Annotated in this window: 18 protein-coding genes and 1 pseudogene; 9 read left to right on the top strand and 10 right to left on the bottom strand. The window is 67.0% G+C overall.

Features of this window, described 5'->3' with window-relative positions:
• Window positions 1-53: 53 nt before the first annotated feature.
• The gene (locus C5B96_RS04760) at window positions 54-638 is read right to left on the bottom strand and encodes a DUF3043 domain-containing protein (RefSeq protein ID WP_104243470.1); all 585 of its coding nucleotides are present in this window, start codon (window positions 636-638) and stop codon (window positions 54-56) included.
• Window positions 639-695: 57 nt separating this feature from the next.
• Between C5B96_RS04760 and C5B96_RS04765 the strand changes: the two genes are divergently transcribed.
• From C5B96_RS04765 to C5B96_RS04785, 5 genes are all read left to right on the top strand, one after another.
• Window positions 696-2,153 carry a dipeptidase gene (locus C5B96_RS04765; RefSeq protein ID WP_104243472.1) on the top strand — a complete coding sequence of 486 codons (1,458 nt, stop codon included), beginning with the start codon at window positions 696-698 and terminating at the stop codon, window positions 2,151-2,153.
• Window positions 2,154-2,221: 68 nt separating this feature from the next.
• Window positions 2,222-2,590, top strand: coding sequence for an iron-sulfur cluster assembly accessory protein (locus C5B96_RS04770; RefSeq protein WP_104243474.1), 369 nt, complete (start codon window positions 2,222-2,224; stop codon window positions 2,588-2,590).
• 248 nt (window positions 2,591-2,838) lie between these two features.
• Window positions 2,839-3,741: a cytochrome c oxidase subunit II gene (gene coxB, locus C5B96_RS04775; protein ID WP_199176551.1), complete on the top strand. Its 903-nt coding sequence runs from the start codon at window positions 2,839-2,841 to the stop codon at window positions 3,739-3,741.
• A gap of 9 nt (window positions 3,742-3,750) precedes the next feature.
• Window positions 3,751-5,457, top strand: a complete 1,707-nt coding sequence (gene ctaD / locus C5B96_RS04780; protein WP_104243476.1) for a cytochrome c oxidase subunit I — start codon at window positions 3,751-3,753, stop codon at window positions 5,455-5,457.
• A gap of 1 nt (window position 5,458) precedes the next feature.
• A complete protein-coding gene (locus tag C5B96_RS04785) occupies window positions 5,459-5,875 on the top strand; it encodes a cytochrome c oxidase subunit 4 (RefSeq protein ID WP_104243478.1) in 417 nt (138 codons plus the stop codon).
• A 67-nt stretch (window positions 5,876-5,942) separates the two neighbouring features.
• On the opposite strand, the gene C5B96_RS04790 is transcribed toward C5B96_RS04785, so the two are convergent.
• The 6 genes from C5B96_RS04790 to C5B96_RS04815 all read right to left on the bottom strand — a co-directional run bounded on the left by C5B96_RS04790 (window position 5,943) and on the right by C5B96_RS04815 (window position 12,332).
• A complete protein-coding gene (locus C5B96_RS04790) occupies window positions 5,943-6,149 on the bottom strand; it encodes a hypothetical protein (RefSeq protein ID WP_104243480.1) in 207 nt (68 codons plus the stop codon).
• A gap of 23 nt (window positions 6,150-6,172) precedes the next feature.
• A complete protein-coding gene (locus C5B96_RS04795; protein ID WP_104243482.1) occupies window positions 6,173-7,888 on the bottom strand; it encodes a hypothetical protein in 1,716 nt (571 codons plus the stop codon).
• Between the two features lie 149 nt (window positions 7,889-8,037).
• Entirely contained in the window at window positions 8,038-9,702 is a 1,665-nt protein-coding gene (locus C5B96_RS04800) for a ubiquinol-cytochrome c reductase cytochrome b subunit (protein WP_104243484.1), read from the bottom strand.
• Window positions 9,699-10,799: a ubiquinol-cytochrome c reductase iron-sulfur subunit gene (locus C5B96_RS04805; protein WP_104243486.1), complete on the bottom strand. Its 1,101-nt coding sequence runs from the start codon at window positions 10,797-10,799 to the stop codon at window positions 9,699-9,701. The genes C5B96_RS04800 and C5B96_RS04805 overlap by 4 nt, the downstream gene beginning before the upstream one ends.
• Before the next feature lie 49 nt (window positions 10,800-10,848).
• Window positions 10,849-11,640, bottom strand: a complete 792-nt coding sequence (locus tag C5B96_RS04810) for a cytochrome c (protein WP_104243488.1) — start codon at window positions 11,638-11,640, stop codon at window positions 10,849-10,851.
• Window positions 11,641-11,720: 80 nt separating this feature from the next.
• Window positions 11,721-12,332, bottom strand: coding sequence for a heme-copper oxidase subunit III (locus C5B96_RS04815; protein ID WP_104243490.1), 612 nt, complete (start codon window positions 12,330-12,332; stop codon window positions 11,721-11,723).
• 139 nt (window positions 12,333-12,471) lie between these two features.
• On the opposite strand from C5B96_RS04815, the gene trpD reads away from it, so the two are divergent.
• The 4 genes from trpD (at window position 12,472) to dhaM (ending at window position 16,028) form a co-directional block, all read left to right on the top strand.
• Window positions 12,472-13,530: an anthranilate phosphoribosyltransferase gene (gene trpD, locus C5B96_RS04820; RefSeq protein WP_104243492.1), complete on the top strand. Its 1,059-nt coding sequence runs from the start codon at window positions 12,472-12,474 to the stop codon at window positions 13,528-13,530.
• A gap of 77 nt (window positions 13,531-13,607) precedes the next feature.
• Entirely contained in the window at window positions 13,608-14,609 is a 1,002-nt protein-coding gene (dhaK, locus tag C5B96_RS04825) for a dihydroxyacetone kinase subunit DhaK (protein ID WP_104243494.1), read from the top strand.
• A gap of 5 nt (window positions 14,610-14,614) precedes the next feature.
• Window positions 14,615-15,286 carry a dihydroxyacetone kinase subunit DhaL gene (gene dhaL, locus C5B96_RS04830; RefSeq protein WP_104243496.1) on the top strand — a complete coding sequence of 224 codons (672 nt, stop codon included), beginning with the start codon at window positions 14,615-14,617 and terminating at the stop codon, window positions 15,284-15,286.
• A gap of 1 nt (window position 15,287) precedes the next feature.
• Entirely contained in the window at window positions 15,288-16,028 is a 741-nt protein-coding gene (gene dhaM, locus C5B96_RS04835) for a dihydroxyacetone kinase phosphoryl donor subunit DhaM (protein ID WP_233189002.1), read from the top strand.
• Between the two features lie 93 nt (window positions 16,029-16,121).
• On the opposite strand, the gene C5B96_RS04840 is transcribed toward dhaM, so the two are convergent.
• From C5B96_RS04840 to C5B96_RS17325, 3 genes and pseudogenes are all read right to left on the bottom strand, one after another.
• Window positions 16,122-16,667, bottom strand: coding sequence for a Dps family protein (locus C5B96_RS04840; protein WP_104243498.1), 546 nt, complete (start codon window positions 16,665-16,667; stop codon window positions 16,122-16,124).
• 109 nt (window positions 16,668-16,776) lie between these two features.
• Window positions 16,777-18,561, bottom strand: coding sequence for a glycoside hydrolase family 15 protein (locus tag C5B96_RS04845; protein ID WP_104243508.1), 1,785 nt, complete (start codon window positions 18,559-18,561; stop codon window positions 16,777-16,779).
• Window positions 18,562-18,697: 136 nt separating this feature from the next.
• Window positions 18,698-19,139: pseudogene (locus tag C5B96_RS17325) on the bottom strand (glycosyl transferase); the annotation flags it as partial.

The raw sequence follows: 19,139 nt of genomic DNA on the forward strand, positions 1-19,139 counted from the left end.
CGCAGTAAGAGCCGCCGCGAAGCGTACTCCGCGTGACGTCGGCCGAAGCCGCCCTACTTCGGGAACTGCCCGCGCTTCACCTGGGGCTTCGGAAGCCGCATCGGGCGCAGCTGCAGTGCGCGCATCGCGCCGTACCAGCGGAGGCCCCGGTCGAGGGTGCCGTACTTCTCGCGCAGGCGCTTGTTGATGCGGTTGCCCATCAAAAAGAGGTCGAGCACGACGACGAGAACGAATGCGTAGAGCACCAGCATCAGGTACGTCTGGATCTGCTGGTTGGGTACGAGGGTGAGCAGGATGACGCCGAACATCACCGGGATGATGACCTCGCCGATCGAGAACCGGGCGTCGACGTAGTCGCGGATGAAGCGCTTCTGCACACCCTTGTCACGCGCGAGCAGGTACTTCTCCTCGCCGGCGGCCATACCTACCCGGGCGCGCTCGCGCGAAACGGCGGTCTGGGTCTTCGCCTGGCGGGCCGCCTCTTTGCGGTCGCTCGGCACCAGCGGACGCTTGCGCGCCGCCTCCTGCTCGCGGCGGGTGGGGGTGGGTGCGCCCTTCGGCGCACCGCCCGTGCGCAGCCGTGCATCCGTCTGCTCGGCTGTCTCGATCTCGACGACGGGGGTTTCGCGCTTGGCCACAGTTAGTCCTTGAGTCTCACGGGCGGTGGATACTGCCTGCCTTCTAAGATTACCCGTATGACCGACGAACAGGGCACTCCAGCCCGCGAAAACACTGACACTTCGAGCGCGCGTGAGGCGGGCATCCGCGAGTCTCTCGCTGCTGCGTTCCCCGCGACGGTCGCCGACCTGACCGACCTGGTGCGCATCCCGAGTGTCTCGTGGAGCGCGTTCGACCCGGCCAGCGTCGCTGCCAGCGCGAAGGCCGTCGCGACCCTGTTCGAAGCCACCGGCGTCTTCGAGAGCGTCGAGGTGAAGCAGGCCGTCGCCGACGCCGCGTCGGGCGAGCTCGGCCAGCCCGCCGTGCTCGCGACGCGGAAGGCCCGCAACGGCCGGCCCACGGTGCTGCTCTATGCCCACCACGACGTGCAGCCGCCCGGCGACGTCGCCGACTGGCAGTCGCCGCCCTTCGAGCCGACGGTTCGCGGAGACCGACTCTACGGTCGCGGTGCCGCCGACGACAAGGCCGGTGTCGTGTCGCACCTCGCTGCCGTGCGCGCGCTGGCCGAGCAGTACGACGAAGACGGCGGCGACGGCCTCGACCTCGGCCTCGTGGTGTTCATCGAAGGGGAGGAGGAGTTCGGTTCGCGCTCGTTCGCCGACTTCCTGGAGCAGAACCGCGACGCGCTCGCGGCCGACGTCATCATCGTGGCCGACTCCGACAACTGGAACGTCGACACCCCCTCCCTGACCATCAGCCTGCGCGGCAACGTCACCTTCCGCCTGACGGTCTCGACGCTCGACCACGCCTCGCACTCCGGCATGTTCGGGGGAGCGGCGCCCGACGCCATGCTCGCCATGATCCGGCTGCTCGCAACCCTGCACGGCCCCGACGGGAGTGTCGCGGTCGCCGGACTGACCGAGTCGGGCGAGCAGGTTCCCGACAGCCCCGACGCTCTGGCCGATTTCGCGCGGGATGCCGCGCTGCTGCCCGGCGTGACTCCGATCGGTTCGGGGCCGCTGCTGTCGCGCCTCTGGGCGAAGCCGGCGATCACGGTCACCGGAATCGACGCTCCGAGCGTCGAGAACGCCTCGAACACGCTGCTGCCCAAGGTCTCCGTGCGGCTGAGCGCCCGCATCGCGCCGGGTCAGGATGCCCGCGAGGCGCTTGCGGCACTCGAGGCGCACATCCATGCCCATGTGCCCTTCGGCGCCCACGTCGAGATCACCGACACCGACACCGGCCAGCCCTTCCTCGTCGACACCTCCGGCTGGGCCGTGACCGCCGCCAAGCAGGCCATGGCCGACGGCTGGGGCGTCGAGCCGATGGAGACCGGCATCGGCGGCTCGATCCCGTTCATCGCCGACCTGGTGAGGGTGTTCCCGGATGCCCAGATCCTTGTAACGGGCGTCGAAGACCCCGACACCCGGGCCCACAGCCCCAACGAGTCGCTGCATCTCGGAGTGTTCAAGCGCGCCATCCTGGCCGAGACGCTGCTGCTCTCCCTGCTCGCCGGTTCGCCGATTCCGGAATAGATGGGCCGGGGCACAGGTTGTCGGCTTAGAATTTCTCTCAGACAAACCGTCACCCCTAAGGAGACATCATGAGCGACACCATCTCACTCACCCCGCAGGTCGAGGCGCCCGCACACAAGGTCGGCCTCACCGACGGGGCTGCGGCCAAGGTGAAGAGCCTGCTCGGCCAGGAGGGTCGTGACGACCTGCGCCTGCGTGTGGCCGTGCAGCCCGGCGGCTGCTCAGGGCTCATCTACCAGCTCTACTTCGACGAGCGCCAGCTCGACGGCGACGGGGTCGTCGACTTCGACGGCGTGGAGGTCATCGTCGACAAGATGAGCGTTCCCTACCTCGACGGCGCGACCATCGACTTCGAAGACACCATTCAGAAGCAGGGTTTCACGATCGACAACCCGAACGCCGGCGGCAGCTGCGCGTGCGGCGACTCGTTCCACTGAGCCGCGTCAAGCCCCGCCGTCTGGCGTGGTGCGCAAAAAATTTCTACGCTGGGTAGAATCGCTCAGCTTCGCCCCCCGAGGCCCGTCATCTGGCGGATCCCGGGGGGTTTTTCGTGCTCGGGGGAGGCCCCGGCAGGCCCCGGCGGCGGGCCTTCGCCGACATTGGGTTCGAATTCGACACATTAGGCTGGCTAGCGTCAAATACACTGGACACACGTATCACCAGCAGTAGTTCCGAAGGGTTTCAGGTGCGCTCGAACAGACGTCTCAGATGGGTCGCGATTCCCGTCATGGTGAGCATGGGTTTGCTGCTCGCCGGCTGCTCGCAGCAGCAGCTCCAGGGCTTCCTCCCGGCCGAGCCCGGCACCACGAACAACACCGACAAGGTGACCGGTCTCTGGGTCACCTCGTGGATCGTGCTGCTCGCCGTCGGTGTCATCACGTGGGGCCTCACCATCTGGGCGGTCGTCGTGTTCCGCCGTCGCCGCGGCCAGACCGGCCTGCCGGTGCAGCTGCGCTACAACATGCCGATCGAGATCTTCTACACGGTCGTGCCGCTGATCCTGGTGCTCGGCTTCTTCGCCTTCACCGCGAAGGACCAGGCCGACATCGAGCAGCCCTACTCCGCCCCCGACGAGGTCATCTCGGTCTACGGCAAGCAGTGGGCGTGGGACTTCAACTACGTCAACCAGAACGTGTACACCGCTGGCGTTCAAGACCAGCCGGGTGAGCCGGGGGCCGTCGACACCGACGCCAACAGCGCCCTCGTCGAGAGCCAGATCCCGACCCTCGTTCTCCCGGTCGACAAGAAGATCACGATCGAGCTCCACTCCCGCGACGTCATCCACTCGTTCTGGGTCATCGACTTCCTCTACAAGAAAGACATGATCCCGGGCAAGACGAACTACATGTACGTCACGCCCGAGCGCATCGGCACCTTCGCCGGCAAGTGTGCAGAGCTCTGCGGCGAGTACCACTCCGACATGCTCTTCAACGTGAAGGTCGTGTCTCAGGCCGACTACGAGGCCTACACGAAAGACCTCGCCGACAAGGGCTTCACCGGCCAGCTCGGTGACGACTACAACCGCAACACCAACCTTCCCGGCACTGTCTCGCCCCTGGCGGAGACCGAGTCGGAAACTTCGAAGTAGAAGGCGACGATGAGCACACTAACCGCTCCGAGAGTCACGCCCGTCGAGCGTAAGGGCAACGTTCTCGTCAAGTGGGTCACCTCGACCGACCACAAGACGATCGGGTACATGTACCTGATCTCGTCGTTCATCTACTTCTGCCTCGGCGGAGTGATGGCACTCGTCATCCGGGCCCAGCTCTTCGAGCCGGGTGAGCAGCTGCTGGCGACCAAAGACCAGTACAACCAGCTGTTCACGATGCACGGCACGATCATGCTGCTGATGTTCGCGACGCCGCTGTTCGCCGGGTTCGCCAACGTGCTGATGCCGTTGCAGATCGGTGCTCCGGATGTCGCGTTCCCCCGCTTGAACGCGTTCGCCTACTGGCTCTACAGCTTCGGCTCGCTGATCGCGGTCGCCGGCTTCCTCACCCCGCAGGGTGCGGCCTCCTTCGGGTGGTTCGCCTATGCGCCACTGTCGAGTACGACGTTCACTCCGGGCGACGGTGGCAATCTCTGGGTATTCGGCCTCGTTCTCTCGGGCTTCGGCACCATCCTCGGTGGCGTCAACTTCATCACCACGATCATCACGATGCGTGCCCCCGGCATGACGATGTTCCGCATGCCGATCTTCACATGGAACGTGCTCGTCACATCCATCCTCGTGCTGATGGCGTTCCCGGTGCTCGCTGCCGCCCTCTCGGCGCTCGGCGTCGACCGCGTCTTCGACGGGCACATCTACGATGCGGCGAACGGCGGTGTGCTGCTCTGGCAGCACCTGTTCTGGTTCTTCGGCCACCCCGAGGTGTACATCATCGCGCTGCCGTTCTTCGGCATCATCTCCGAGGTTCTCCCGGTGTTCAGCCGCAAGCCGATCTTCGGATACAAGACACTGGTCTACGCGACGATCTCGATCGCCGCGCTCTCCGTCACGGTGTGGGCTCACCACATGTACGTCACGGGCTCGGTGCTGCTGCCGTTCTTCGCGCTGATGACGATGCTCATCGCCGTACCGACCGGCGTCAAGATCTTCAACTGGGTGGGCACGATGTGGCGCGGTTCTGTCACGTTCGAGACGCCGATGATGTGGGCGATCGGCTTCCTGATCACGTTCACCTTCGGTGGGCTCACCGGTGTCATCCTTGCGTCGCCGCCGCTCGACTTCCACGTCTCCGACTCGTACTTCGTCGTCGCCCACTTCCACTACGTGGTGTTCGGAACCGTCGTCTTCGCCATGTTCTCCGGCTTCTACTTCTGGTGGCCGAAGTGGACCGGCAAGATGCTCAACGAGAAGCTCGGCTACTGGCACTTCTGGCTGCTCTTCATCGGCTTCCACACCACGTTCCTCATCCAGCACTGGCTGGGTGTGGTGGGTATGCCCCGCCGCTACGCGACCTACTCGCCCGAAGACGGTTTCACCTGGATGAACCAGATCTCCACGGTGGGTGCGTTCCTGCTGGCGTCGTCGATGATCCCGTTCTTCCTGAACGTGTACATCACGGCCCGAAGCGCTCCGAAGATCACGGTGAACGACCCGTGGGGCTACGGTCGCTCGTTGGAGTGGGCGACGTCGTGCCCGCCGCCGCGGCACAACTTCACGAGCATCCCGCGTATTCGCAGCGAGTCTCCCGCGTTCGACCTGAACCACCCCGAGGCCGGCCTGCCGGTCGGTGTGGGCCCGGCGAAAGATGCTCCCGATGCCCCGACGTACGACCTCAACCAGGAGAGGGTGAAGTAGCATGCGCGCGAATATCAACGTCTTCTGGATCCTGTCGGTCTTCTTCCTCATCGCCGACGGCATCTACCTGCTCTGGTCGCTCGTCTCCTACGGGGAGCCCGAGTGGGTCGGAACGATCGGCATCGCCCTCGGCGCCGTTCTGTCGGCGTTCATCGCCTTCTACCTCAGCCGCGTGCACAACGCGCAGGGTGGGGAGCTGCCCGAAGATCTCACGAACTCGAACATCGACGACGGCGACCCCGAGATGGGCTTTTACAGCCCGTGGAGCTGGTGGCCCGTCATGCTTGCCGGTTCTGCGGCGATCTTCTTCCTCGGCCTCGCCGTGGGGACGTGGATCTGCTTCGTCGGTGTCGCGCTCATCCTGATTGCGATCGTCGGCTGGACCTACGAGTACTACCGCGGCTTCTTCGCCCGCTAGTTGCCCGCTGATCACGTTCGAAGGGCCCTCCCGCTGATGCGGTGAGGGCCCTTCGTCGTTGTGGGTGTCAGGAGGTCGAGCGGCCGAGACGGCGTCGCAGCCACGCTCGGAAGCGGCCCGTGTATTCGTCGGTGAAGTCGTTCGACAGCGTGAGCGCCTCCAGCCCCAGGTCGCCGCCGGCGCTGATCTTCTGCAGCGTCTCCCGCGCGCGCGCTTCCCGCTGCTCAGCCGTCGTCTTGCGCCTCGGCTCCTCAGGTTCGGCGTTCGCGCTCACCCCTCGATTTTGCCACAGGCCGCTCAGGGGGCGGGAAGTACGTTGATGGTGTGGGTGGCGGTGCGGGTGGCGCCGTTGTTGGTGGCGGTGAAGGTGATGGTGGCGGGTTCTGGATGTGCGGGGTCGGGGGTGTAGGTTGCGATGCCTGAGACGGGGTCGAGGTCGGTGACGGTGCCGTAGTGGGGTTGTTCGGTGATGCGGTAGGTGAGTCCGTCGATCTGGTGCCAGCCGTCGGTGGGGGTGATCCAGCAGGTGAGGTGGATGCGCACGGGGGTCGTGGCGTCGGTGGTGTCTGTGCCGGTTGCGCAGCCGGGGATGATGTCGCTGATGTGGATGCTGAGCCTGAGGTCGGGGGAGGGTAGCCCGAAGGCGTCGGTGGTGCGGACGGTGATGTGGTCGGTGTAGTCGCCGCGGATGACGTCGATGGACTGGTAGTGCAGGTTGCCTGCCCCGTCGAGCCAGGCTCCGCCCATGGCGCCCTGTTCGGTGACGATGGAGGTGAGGTGGTCGCCGCTCTCGGCCTGGTGCAGGTCGACGTCGAGATCGCTGAACAGCTGCGCTGCCGGTATGACAGTGTCGACCCCGCGGATCGCCTCGAGCGGCCGTACGGCGCCTGTCTGGTCAGGCAGGCTGGCAGCGCTAGGGGTCGGCGCGAAGCGGTTGCGCACAGCCACAGTGAACGGCAGGGAGTAGGTGCCGTCGGCGGCCACCGCCCAGACCTCCATCGAGGCATAGCTGCCCTGCGCCAACTCGGTCGCGCTGTAGACGATGCTGCCGTCGCCCGCTCGGGCGGTGGGGATGCCGAGGGCGAGATCCGAGTAGATGGTGCTCACCTCGAGCCGAACCGGCTCTCGCCCCGGCGCGGCCTCGCAGTCGACGTCGGCGACGCTGATCACCGCCGTCATGCCGTACCCGCCGTCTTTCATCGTGTTCGAGCACAGCGGCACCTGCCGCGACTCAAGCACACTGTCGGGGGTCACTGTGAGCGGTGACCCGGCACTCCTGATGTTCTTCGCCGTGGCGAAAGTGCAGAAGAAGTGGTTCCCATTGGAGAGGCACGAGTTGAATGCACCCCCGGTCAGCAGGAAGATGCTTCGCGCGATCTCGGAGGGGGAGGAGGTCGGTGTCTGCTTGAAGACGATCGAGTAGGCGAAGATACTGGATTGCCCGGCGAGGTCGAGAGACGTCACTGGAGTGACCGTGGCGATCTTCTCGAGGTCGCGGGCACTGTCGAGCCTGACGGTGATGTACTGGTCACCGCTGGTGCCGTACTGCACGATTTGGAACGTGATGGGCTTTGGTGCATCCGGTCGGCCGGCGCGACTGTTGCGGGTCGTCACGGTGGATGTCGTGCTGACTTTGTCGCCTCCCGCAGAACTTTCTCCGCCCTTGCTGCCCGATCCACCACCCGCCGTCACCCGCTCGCCGCCGGTCATTCCGCCGAACTGGGTGCGGATCTTGGCGGATTGCTTGTCTTCGGTCTCCGGTGCTGGATAGATCTCTGCACCTGGGTCGATGGGCGGTGCGCTCTCGTGGATGACGAGGGTACCGGGACCACTCGGCGTAGAGCCTGATCCTGCCCCGCCTGTGGACTCAGGGAGTTCGGCATCGGGATGTGTACCGGTCTCGACGCCGCCGCGGGGCTCATCGTCCGCAGCGAGGGCGGAGGAGGGCGTGGCCAGTGCACCGACCAGGGTCGCCAGTATGGCGAAAGAGAGCAGACAGCGGTGTCGGGTCATGGCGGTCTCCTGGAGCGACAGCAGGAGGCGCGGGCAGCGCCTCACAGAGAGAGACGGCCGGAGGCGCGATCCATTACGCGGGTTCGGGAAAGACGAAGGCCCCCTCCCGCGTGAACGGGAGGGGGCCTTCGGTGCCGTGGAGCGAGCGGCTAGTGGTGCGACTTCTGGCGCTCGAGGTCGGTGCGCGTGACGGGCGCGATCCGGTCTTCGAAGAACCAGCGGGACATGCCGGCGCGGAGGCGCTGCGGGGCGGTGATCTTGCCCTTGGCGTTCGGTCGGATCATGAGTGGCTTGTACTCGTGGAACTGAACCAGCTTCCACCGCTCGTACTCGTCGACATCCTGGTGGACCTCGATGTACTCGCCGCCCGGAAGGCGCACGATGCGGCCCGACTCGAAGCCGTGCAGGGCCATCTCGCGGTCCTTCTTCTGCAGCGCGAGGCAGACGCGCTTGGCGACGAAGTAGGCGATGACCGGGCCGATGATGAGCGTGGCCTGGATGGCGTGGATCACGGCTTCGATCGACAGCTGGAAGTGCGTGGCGATGAGGTCGGAGGAGGCCGCAGCCCAGAGGGCTGCGTAGAACGTGACACCGGCAGCACCGATGGCGGTGCGGGTCGGGGCGTTGCGGGGGCGGTCGAGGATGTGGTGCTCACGCTTGTCGCCCGTGACCCAGCCCTCGATGAACGGGTAGATCAGCACGGTCAGGATGAACAGGCCGAGCACCGCGATCGGGATCAGGATGTTCCACGAGTACGTGTGACCCCAGATCACCGACTCCAGGTGCGGCGGAACCAGGCGGAGCGCGCCGTCGGCGAAGCCGATGTACCAGTCGGGCTGCGTTCCCGCCGACACCGGTGAGGGGTCGTAGGGGCCGTAGTTCCAGATCGGGTTGATCGTGAAGAACGAGGCGATCAGCGCGATGACGCCGAAGACGATGAAGAAGAATCCACCGGCCTTCGCCGCGTATACCGGGAGAACCGGGTAGCCGATGACGTTATCGTTCGTCTTGCCGGGGCCCGCGTACTGGGTGTGCTTGTGCACGACGACGAACACCAGGTGCAGCGCGATCAGCGCCACGATGATCGCCGGCAGCAGCAGGATGTGCAGCGTGTAGAGCCTGCCCACGATCTGCTCGCCCGGGAACTCGCCACCGAAGATGAGGAACGACAGCCAGGAGCCCGCGAACGGCACGCCCTTCACCATTCCGTCGATGATGCGGAGACCGTTGCCCGAGAGCAGGTCGTCGGGGAGCGAGTAGCCGGTGAAGCCCTCGGCCAGCGCCAGGATGAACAGCACGAACCCAATCACCCAGTTGAGCTCACGCGGCTTGCGGAACGCACCGGTGAAGTAGATGCGCAGCATGTGCAGGCCGATGGAGGCGATGAACAGCAGCGCGGCCCAGTGGTGGATCTGGCGGATCAACAGGCCACCGCGGATCTCGAAAGAGATGTTGAGCGTCGACGACATGGCCGACGACATCTCGACGCCCTTCAGGGGCACGAAGCTACCGTCGTACACGGTCGGCGCCATGGATGCCTGGAAGAAGAACGTCAGGAACGTTCCGGTCAGGATGATGACGACGAAGCTGTACAGCGCCACCTCACCGAGCATGAACGACCAGTGGTCGGGGAAGATCTTACGACCGAACTCCTTGACCACGGCCGAGATGCTGGTGCGCTCGTCGATGTAGTTGGCGGCCGCCGACGTGAAGCGGGCCGACGGAGCGTTGGAGATCGCGGGCGGTGCGCCCTCGACGACGCGATCGGTGGTGCCGTCTACGACACCGTCGACCTTGGTTTTTTCGATTGTCATGACCGCTCCCAGAAACTAGGTCCGACTGGCTCGTGAAAGTCACTCTGTGCGATGAGGTAGCCCTCGCCGTCGACCGTGATGGGCAGCTGGGGCAGCGGCCGCTTGGCCGGGCCGAAGATGACCTCACACTCGTTGTTCACGTCGAACGTGGACTGGTGGCAGGGGCAGAGGAGGTGGTGGGTCTGCTGTTCGAACAGAGCCACCGGGCATCCGACGTGAGTGCAGATCTTGGAGTACGCGACGATACCGTCGTAGTTCCAGTCTTCGCGGCCGGGGCTGATCGTGAGATCAGAGGGGTTGACGCGCATCAGCAGCACGGCCGCTTTGGCCTTCTGCTCGAGGCGGTCAGGGGCGTCGTTGAGGCCTTCCGGGATGATGTGGAACGCCGAACCGATGGTGACATCGGCAGCTTTGACGGGAAGGCCGGAGGGGTCGAGCGTGAGCCGCGCCCCCGCCTTCCACATGGTGTGCGAGAGCAGCTCGGCCGGGTTCTCGCCCTGCGGGCCGAGGCCACGGAAGAGGATGACGGCGGGCAGCGGGAAGGCGACGAGCGCGCCGATCAGGCTGTTGCGGATGAGCGAGCGGCGGCCGATGCCCGACTCGACGTTGCCCTCGTGGAAGATCTCCACGGCGCGGGCACGCGTCTCGTCGGAGGAACGCACGGGGTGACGGATGTCGACACCCTCCTCGTCGTGCATGAGCGCCTTGGCCCAGTGCACCGCGCCGATGCCGATGCCCATCAGGGCCAGCGTGATGCCGAGCCCCAGGAAGACCGTGTTCAGGCGAACGGATCCCGGGTCGTCGGCGTTGATCGGGAAGGCCATGTAGGCAGCGATCGCGAAGATCGAGCCGGCGATCGACAGGTAGAAGAGCGTGTAGACCGTACGCTGTGCGGTCTTGGCCTTCTTCGGGTCGAGGTCGGTGACGCGCTTGCGGTGCGGCGGAACCCCCGGGTCTTGAAAGCCGTCGCTCGTGATGACGGCGAGCCCGCCGGAGGCAGCGGTGTGTTCGACCGCCCTGCCCGACGTGTTGCTCACTCCGTCTGCGCCTGACGAGAACGGAGCGACGTCTGTGCCGCTCGAGTCGTCGTGTGCCATGGTGTTCCTTTCGAACCTGAGAAGAAGGTGTTCCGGTGCGGGGGCTCTGCTAGTTCGACTTCGCCGTGAGCCAGACCGTCAGTGCGACGACCGCGCCGATTCCGAAGATCCAAATGAACAGACCCTCAGCCACCGGCCCGAGGTTGCCCAGCTCGAAGCCGCCCGGGGAGGGGTTGTTCTGCAGGTACTTCAGGTAGGTGATGATGTCGCGCTTGTCTTCGGGGGTGATGTTGTGGTCGTTGAAGACCGGCATGTTCTGCGGGCCGGTGAGCATGGCCTCGTAGATGTACTTGGATTCGACACCGGTCAACTCGGGGGCGAACTTGCCCTCGGTGAGCGCGCCACCCGCGCCGGCCACGTTGTGGCACATGGCGCAGTTGATGCGGAAGAGCTCGCCACCGTTCGTGGCGTTGCCGTCTTCGGCGACCTCACTGTCGGTCGGCACGGCGGGGCCGGGGGAGAGCGAGGCGACGTAGGCGGAGAGCGCCTGCGTCTGCTCCTCGGTGAACTGCACGGGCTTCTCCATGGCCTGCGGGCCCTGCATCGCCAGCGGCATGCGGCCGGTGCCGACCTGGAAGTCGACGGATGCCGCACCGACGCCGAGCAGGCTCGGGCCGGCCTCGGTGCCCTGCAGGTTCATGCCGTGGCAGGTGGCGCAGTTAGCGGCGAACAGCTTGCTGCCCTCTTCGACGGTGGCCTGTGAGGCGGCGACGTTGGTGTCGGCCGTCGCGGTGCTGGAGAACAGCGCGTAACCGCCGCCCGTGAAGGCCAGCCCGATCGCGATCAGAACGACGGTCGCCAGAGGGTGCCGTCTGTTCGCTTTCCTGGAAGTGCGGGCCATGCTCTCAACTCTCTGTCGGGGCGGTGCTGGTGCCGACCTCAGAGGTCGGCGGTTGTGCGGTGTTCAGTCGAGCTACGCGATCATTTGAGGATGTAGATCACCAGGAACAGGCCGATCCACACGACGTCGACGAAGTGCCAGTAGTACGACACCACGATGGCGCTGGTCGCCTCGCGATGGCCGAAGTTCTTGACGCCGAAGGCGCGGCCGATCATGAGGAGGAAGGTGAAGAGGCCCGCGGTGACGTGCAGCGCGTGGAACCCGGTCGTCAGGTAGAAGGCCGAACCGTAGGAGGAGGAGTTCAGCGTGATGCCCTCCTGCACGAGGTTCGCGTACTCCCAGGCCTGGCCGGAGACGAACAGGGCGCCGAGAACGTAGGTGAGGAAGAACCACTCGACCATGCCCCACTGCGTCGGCTTCCACCCCGTGGCGCGGGACTGCAGGCGCTCCGCGGCGAACACACCGAACTGGCAGGTGAACGACGATGACACAAGGATCAGCGTGTTCACGGTTGCGAACGGTACGTTCAGGATCGAGGCCTCGGTGTTCCAGAGCTCGGGGCTCGTCGACCGGAGCGTGAAGTAGATCGCGAAGAGGCCGGCGAAGAACATGACCTCGCTGCCGAGCCACACGATCGTGCCGACGGCCACCACGTTGGGCCGTTGCACCAGGGGTGCGGAAGTCTGGGTCATCGAGCTGCTAGTCACTCACCCATTATGTCCGATTTCTGTGGGGTGTTTCGCATTTGCACCCTCTGGAGACGACTTTTTTACGGCCCGTAGAACTTCGGCCCGAAAGGGTGTAGACCGGCCACGGTTTAGGATCGCTGGTATGCCCTCCGAACTCAGCTGGTCGTACCTGATCTCGTCTCTTCTCGAGTCGAAAGACCTGACGGTCGCCGAGTCGACATGGGCGATGAACGAGGTCATGGAGGGCTCCGCGACGCCCGCCCAGCTGGCCGGGTTCCTCGTGGCGCTGCGGGCAAAGGGTGAGACCGTCGACGAGATCGTCGGCTTCCGCGACGCCGTTCTCGACCACGCCCTGCCGCTGGAGGTCGACCCGTTCGCCCTCGACATCGTCGGCACGGGGGGCGACCGCTTCGGCACGGTCAACATCTCGACCATGGCCTCCGTCGTGGCGTCGGGCACCGGCGTGCCGGTGATCAAGCACGGCAACCGGGCAGCGAGCTCGCTGGCCGGTTCATCCGATGTTCTGAAGGCCCTGGGACTGAACCTCGACCTCGAGAGCGCGGGCGTCGCCCGGGTACTGAAGGAGGCCGGCATCACCTTCGCCTACGCCGCCAAGTTCCACCCGGGCTTTCGGCACGCCGGCGCGGTACGGAGCGAACTCGGCATCCCGACCGTCTTCAACTTCCTCGGCCCGCTCTGCAATCCGGCCCGCCCCGAGGCTTCCGCGGTCGGCGTCGCCCAGCTGGACCGCGTGCCGCTCATCGTGGGTGTCTTCCAGACCCGCGGGGCCACCGCGCTGGTTCTGCGTGGCGACGACGGGCTCGACGAGCTGACCACCACCGGGCACAGCCACATCTGGGAGGTGTCGCGGGGCGCCGTGACCGAGCACGACCTCGACCCGCGTGACCTGGGGCTGAAGCGCGCCTCGATCGATGACCTGAAGGGCGCCGACCCCGACACGAACGCCGCGATCGTGCACCGGGTGCTCGCCGGCGAGACGGGCCCGGTGCGGGACATCGTGCTGCTGAACGCCGCGGCCGGCCTGGTCGCCTTCGACCTGGCCCGCGACCCCTCCGAAGTGCAGCGCAGCATCGTCGAACGGTTCTCGGAGAAGATGGCCATCGCCGCCGAATCGGTCGACTCCGGAGCGGCCGCGAGGAAGTTGAAGAAGTGGGTCGCGGCGACCAACCGCGGGGACTAGGTTTAGCGACGAGTCCCGGCTCCTGTGTCATCGATCGTCCGGGTGCTGACCCATCGAGAACGGCGTAAGGAATTTCAATGAAGAAGCTCATCAATGACCCGAAGAACGTCGTCGACGAAGCGGCCCGCGGCATCGAAGCAGCGCACGGCGACCTCGTCGACGTGTTCTACGACCCGATCTACATCGTGCGGAAGGGCGGCCCCGTTCAGGGCAAGGTCGCCCTGGTCAGTGGTGGCGGTTCGGGCCACGAGCCGTTGCACGGTGGTTTCGTGGGCTTCGGGATGCTCGACGCCGCCGTGCCCGGGCCCGTCTTCACCTCGCCCACACCCGATCCGATCCTCGCGGCGACGAAGGCGGTCGACGGAGGCGCCGGTGTGCTGCACATCGTGAAGAACTACACCGGCGACGTGCTGAACTTCGAGACCGCTGCCGACCTGGCGGCCGCTGACGACATCGAGGTGCGCTCGGTGATCATCAACGACGACGTCGCCGTCAAGGACTCCCTCTACACGGCCGGTCGCCGTGGCGTCGCCGGCACCGTGCTGGTGGAGAAGATCGCCGGTGCCTCGGCCGATCGCGCGGACGACCTCGACACGGTGACGGCGATCGCGCAGAAGGTGAACGACCAGATGCGCTCGATGGGCGTCGCTCTGACCCCCTGCGTCGTGCCGCACGCGGGCGAACCGAGCTTCACGCTCGCCGACGACGAGATCGAGATCGGCATCGGAATCCACGGCGAACCGGGCCGCGAACGCATCAAGCTCGAGCCGGCCGACGCGATCGTCGACCGACTGCTCGGCCCGATCCTCGAAGACCTGCCCTTCGCCTCGGGCGACAAGGTGCTGCTCTTCGTCAACGGCATGGGCGGCACGCCCCAGATCGAGCTGTACATCGTGTTCCGCCGGGCCGCCGAAGTGCTGGCAGAGCGGGGCATCGAGGTGACCCGTTCGCTGGTCGGCAACTTCGTGACGTCGCTGGAGATGCAGGGCGCCTCGATCACCGTGCTCAAGCTCGACGACGAACTGACAGAGTTGTGGGACGCACCCGTTCAGACCGCCGCACTGCGGTGGGGAAGGTAGAACACATGAGCCTCGGCATCGACTGGGTCACCGACTGGATCAGGGAGAGCGCGCGCGTCGTCTCCGAACACCGCGTCGAGCTGATCACGCTCGACCGCGAGATCGGCGACGGCGACCACGGCGAGAATCTCGACCGCGGGTTCAGCGCCGTCATCCAGAAACTCGACGGACTACCCGAGGGAGCCGTGCCGAGCGACGCCCTCAAGCTCGTCGCGACGACGCTGATCTCGACGGTGGGCGGGGCTTCGGGCCCGCTGGTCGGCACCGCGTACCTCAAGGCGGCGGGCGCCGTCGGCAAGGAGGAGCGACTGGATGGCGCGGCCGTCGTCGCGCTGCTCACCGCCGCGCGCGATGGCGTCGTGCTCCGCGGCAAGGCCGAACCCGGAGACAAGACGATGATCGATGCCTGGACCCCGGCAGTCGACGCTGCGGCTGCGGCCCTCGCCGACGGCCGGGACGAGGTGGGCATCCTCGAGGCGGCCGCCGACGCAGCGGAGACGGGCGCGGAGGCGACCGAGCCTCTCGTGGCGCGCAAGGGCCGCGCGAGCTACCTCGGCGAGCGGGCGATCGGCCACCGCGACCCCGGGTCGCAGTCGTCGGCCCTGATCCTGCGGGCCGCGGCCGACACGGCGGCGAAGAACGCCGGCTCGGGTTCCGACGCCGCGGGCGCTTCCTGACGTGGCCGCTGTCGAAGGCAAAGTCGGGCTCGTGTTCGTCTCGCACAGCGAGAAGATCGCGACCGGGCTCATCGAACTCGCCTCGCAGATGGCGCCGGCGACGGCCCTCGCTGCCGCGGGCGGAACCGACGAGGGCGGCATCGGCACGAGCTTCGAGAAGGTGACCGCGGCGATCGGCGAGGTCGACTCGGGCGTCGGTGTCGTGGTGCTCTGCGACCTCGGCTCCGCCATTCTCACGGCGGAGACGGCGCTCGACTTTCTCGACGACGAGGTTCGTGAGCGCGTGCGGATCGTGGATGCTCCGCTCGTCGAAGGCGCGGTCGCCGCCTCGGTGACGGCGGAGACAGGCGGTTCGCTCGACGAGGTCGTCGCCGCTGCAGAGTCGGCGCGCGGGGCGGCGGGAGACGTTCCCGGAGCTGACCCACTGGCCGGCGCGGGTCACGCCGACGAACGGGGCGACGGGGTCGCGGATGCCGCGGCCGACGACGGGCTCACGCGAACCGTGACCGTGGTGAACAGAGACGGGTTGCACGCCCGGCCCGCCGCGGAGTTCGTGAAGCTGGCGAACTCGTTCGGGGCGAAGGTGACGATCAACGGCCGGGATGCGAAGAGCCTGCTCGGCATCATGTCGCTCGGCCTCGTGCGCGGCGCCTCGGCGACCCTCGTCGCGGAGGACGAGTCCGCCCGTGAGGCGCTCGACGCCCTGGTCGCCCTGATCGAGTCCGGTTTCGGCGAGGACTGACCCCCCCCGAACAGCGAGACCGCCACCTGCGGGCGAGACGGACAGTTGGACCTGTCGGTCTCGCCCGCAGCTGACGGTCTCGCGGGCGCAGTATTATTTGGCGGTAGCCGTACGGTTCTCGGCCGAGACCATCCAGGCGTACTGTTCGAGCTTCAGCATGACGGCGTGCAGGAGGTCGGCCGAGGCGGGGTCGGCCTCGTCCACCGCGTCGTGAACGTCGCGCATCGTTCCGACCGCGGCTTCGAGCCGCACGACGACCAGGTCGACGGTCTCGGCGGTGTCGATCTCGCCGTTGGGGTACTCGGGCAGCGTGGTGGTCGCCGCGACGGTGTCGGAACGACCATCCGGAACCGCGTGCAGTGCGCGCATGCGCTCGGCGATGTCGTCGCTGAACTCCCGGGCGGCGTCGATGATCTCGTCGAGCTGGAGGTGCAGGTCGCGGAAGTTCTTGCCGACCACGTTCCAGTGCGCCTGCTTGCCCTGCACGTGCAGCTCGATCAGGTCGACGAGCACGGACTGCAGCGAGTCGGTGAGTTCCTTCGGCGCCTTGAAGCCGCGTTCGGCGTTCTGGCGACGGGTGGCCTTGGGGCCGCCGTCGGAGGGGACATGCACGTCGCGTTCGATGGTTGTCGTTGACATGGTGTGCCTTTCTGTTCTGCGAGAAGGTCTCGAAAGAGCCGCAGTCAACGCTACGCCTGCCCGAGCCGAACCCGCAGTCGGGGGCGCACGGTTGACAAGCGCGCGAGTGTCACTTCGCTGCCGGCTTCTCCCGGGTGAGCTCTTCGATCGTGATCGCCGCGTTGATGAGCGCGAGGTGGCTGAGGCCCTGGGGAAGGTTGCCGAGGAAGGAGAGGTCTTCGGCGTCGATCATCTCCGAGTAGAGGCCGACGTCGTTCGAGAGGGAGATCAGCTCGTCCATCAGGGCGATCGATTCCTCGGTGCGGCCGATGCAGACCAGGGCAGAGGCGAGCCAGAAGGCGCAGGCGACGAACGTCGCCTCTTCGGCCTCCGCACCCGAGTACCGGTAGACGAGCGGCCCGCGGGCGAGCTCCTTCTGAATGGCGTCGATCGTCGACGACATGCGCGGCCCGCGATCGAAACCGCTGGTCGCGTGCAGCAGAACGGATGCATCGAGCTCTTCGGTGCCGGGGTACATGACGTAGCTCTGGCGGGTCTCCGACCAGCAGTGCTCGCGCACCCACTCGGCGATGAGGTTCTTCTCCGACCGCCAGCGAGCAGGGTCGCCGGGGATCTGGCCGAGCTCCGAGAGTTCGACCGCGGCATCCAGAGCCTGCCAGCAGCCCATCTTCGATGAGGTGTAGTGACGGGTGTCTTCGAGCTCCCACATGCCGGCGTCGGGGCGGCGCCATTCGTCGCAGGCGCGATCGGCGACGCCGGCGAGCATGCGTCCGGTCTCCTGGTCGAGCACGTTGCCGGCACGCACGTAGAGCCGCATGACGTCGAAGAGGTCGCCGAAGACACCCAGTTGCAGTTGCCCGCTCGCCGGGTTGCCGGTGACGACGGGACCCGCGTTCCGCCATCCGGTCGAGTCGTGCTTCTCGACGCCGCCCGGCAGCGCGCCGTCGAGGCGGTAGAAGACGTGCAGGTCGGGGCCGTTCGCGCGGATGGTTCTGAGCAGCCACGAGACCGAGGCGTGGGTCTCCTCGCGGAGCCCGAAACGGATGAGGGCGTGCACCGTGTAGGCCAGGTCGCGCACCCAGGCGAAACGGTAGTCCCAGTTCTTGCCCCCGCGGGAGCTCTCGGGCAGGGAGGTGGTCGCGGCGGCGGCGATCGAGCCGGTGGGGCTGTAGATGAGCAGTTTGAGGGCGAGAGCGCTGCGCTGCACGGCCTCCTTCCACGGGCCGTCGTAGGTGAACTCCTCCGACCAGGTCTCCCAGTTGCGCACAGTGCGTTCGATGCCGCCGTCGGTGAGTTCGGGCTGCGGGATGTGCAGGGGCTCATTGGCTGTGCCGGCGACGGCGAGCACGTGGTGCGACTTCGCGCTCGTGGTGAACCGGCCGGCGAGGGCGCGGTCGCCGCCGCCCCGCGGGCCGTGGTCGATTCCGCGCACGGCGATGGTCACGGAGTCGACGCGGATGACCGGGCCGTGCGCGGTCTTCTGGATCCACGGGCTCGCGGTCGAGAGGCAGGTGCCGGGGGCCACCCGCCAGCGGAACCGCACGGAGCCCTTCACACCGACCACGCGGCGGGCCAGCTCGGCCCACGGCAGGCGGCCGGCGAAACCCGTGACGAGGGCGTCGGTCAGCACGGCTACGCCGGTGTCGGTGGTGAACGTGGTCTCGAGCACGTTGGTGCCGGGAAGGTACCGGCGGCTCGCGGTGAAGGGCTGGGTCGGGGTCAGTTCGAGGGCCCCGCCCTCCGACTCGTCGAGGAGGCGGGCGAAGACGGGGGTACCGTCGAGGTTCGGGATGGGGAACCAGTCGATGCTCCCGTCGAGAGCGATGAGGGCGACCGTGCGGCCGTCGCCGATGGCGCCGTAGGAGCGGAGGTCGGTGTAGCCGTTCTCGCGGATGGGGGCGACACCGGCTGCAGGTTGCGCGGGGCGGGCGGGGCGTTGGGGGTCGGCGTGCTTCTTCGTCGCTCTGGTCACCCTCTACCGTACGACGGAATGGCTGGGAGGATGCGCGGGGGCCCGGTGTGCGCGGTGGTCAGGCGGGGGGCACCAGCGCGGTGCGGAGGTAGCCCGCGTAACCGCCGGGGGTGCGGCCCGCCTGGCGGCCGGACGTCAGGACCTCGGCGGCTGCGCTCGGCACGATCCGCGCATCCAGAGCCCTGAGACGACCCACCAGGTCGACGTCTTCGTGCTCGTCGAGCGGCTGGAACCGGCCGGCGCGTTCGTAGAGGCTCGCTCGCAGGCCGAGGTTGGCGCCGTGCACGTGGCCGTTCGCGGCGCCGGGCACATGGGTGGCGAGCCAGGCGTCGACCTGCTGGGGGGTGAGGTCGGCGAAGTCGGGGCGCACGGTTCCGATCATGACGTCGGCGCCGTGCTCGGCGAGGGCGAGCTGTTCGAGGAGCCAGGTCGGGGGCACGGCGGAGTCGGCGTCGGTGTTCGCGATCCACACGCGGGTGGGGTCGGGGGCGGCGTCGGCG

The organism is Subtercola sp. Z020 (assembly GCF_002931235.1).
GTDB lineage: Bacteria > Actinomycetota > Actinomycetes > Actinomycetales > Microbacteriaceae > Subtercola.

Coding starts and splice junctions, on each gene's coding strand:
- dhaK (WP_104243494.1), top strand. CDS start 13,608: ATGAAGAAGCTCATCAATGACCCGAAGAACGTCGTCGACGAAGCGGCC.
- trpD (WP_104243492.1), top strand. CDS start 12,472: ATGCCCTCCGAACTCAGCTGGTCGTACCTGATCTCGTCTCTTCTCGAG.
- C5B96_RS04815 (WP_104243490.1), bottom strand. CDS start 12,332: ATGACCCAGACTTCCGCACCCCTGGTGCAACGGCCCAACGTGGTGGCC.
- C5B96_RS04800 (WP_104243484.1), bottom strand. CDS start 9,702: ATGACAATCGAAAAAACCAAGGTCGACGGTGTCGTAGACGGCACCACC.
- C5B96_RS04785 (WP_104243478.1), top strand. CDS start 5,459: ATGCGCGCGAATATCAACGTCTTCTGGATCCTGTCGGTCTTCTTCCTC.
- dhaL (WP_104243496.1), top strand. CDS start 14,615: ATGAGCCTCGGCATCGACTGGGTCACCGACTGGATCAGGGAGAGCGCG.
- C5B96_RS04770 (WP_104243474.1), top strand. CDS start 2,222: ATGAGCGACACCATCTCACTCACCCCGCAGGTCGAGGCGCCCGCACAC.
- C5B96_RS04795 (WP_104243482.1), bottom strand. CDS start 7,888: ATGACCCGACACCGCTGTCTGCTCTCTTTCGCCATACTGGCGACCCTG.
- C5B96_RS04805 (WP_104243486.1), bottom strand. CDS start 10,799: ATGGCACACGACGACTCGAGCGGCACAGACGTCGCTCCGTTCTCGTCA.
- C5B96_RS04840 (WP_104243498.1), bottom strand. CDS start 16,667: ATGTCAACGACAACCATCGAACGCGACGTGCATGTCCCCTCCGACGGC.
- ctaD (WP_104243476.1), top strand. CDS start 3,751: ATGAGCACACTAACCGCTCCGAGAGTCACGCCCGTCGAGCGTAAGGGC.
- C5B96_RS04810 (WP_104243488.1), bottom strand. CDS start 11,640: ATGGCCCGCACTTCCAGGAAAGCGAACAGACGGCACCCTCTGGCGACC.
- C5B96_RS04765 (WP_104243472.1), top strand. CDS start 696: ATGACCGACGAACAGGGCACTCCAGCCCGCGAAAACACTGACACTTCG.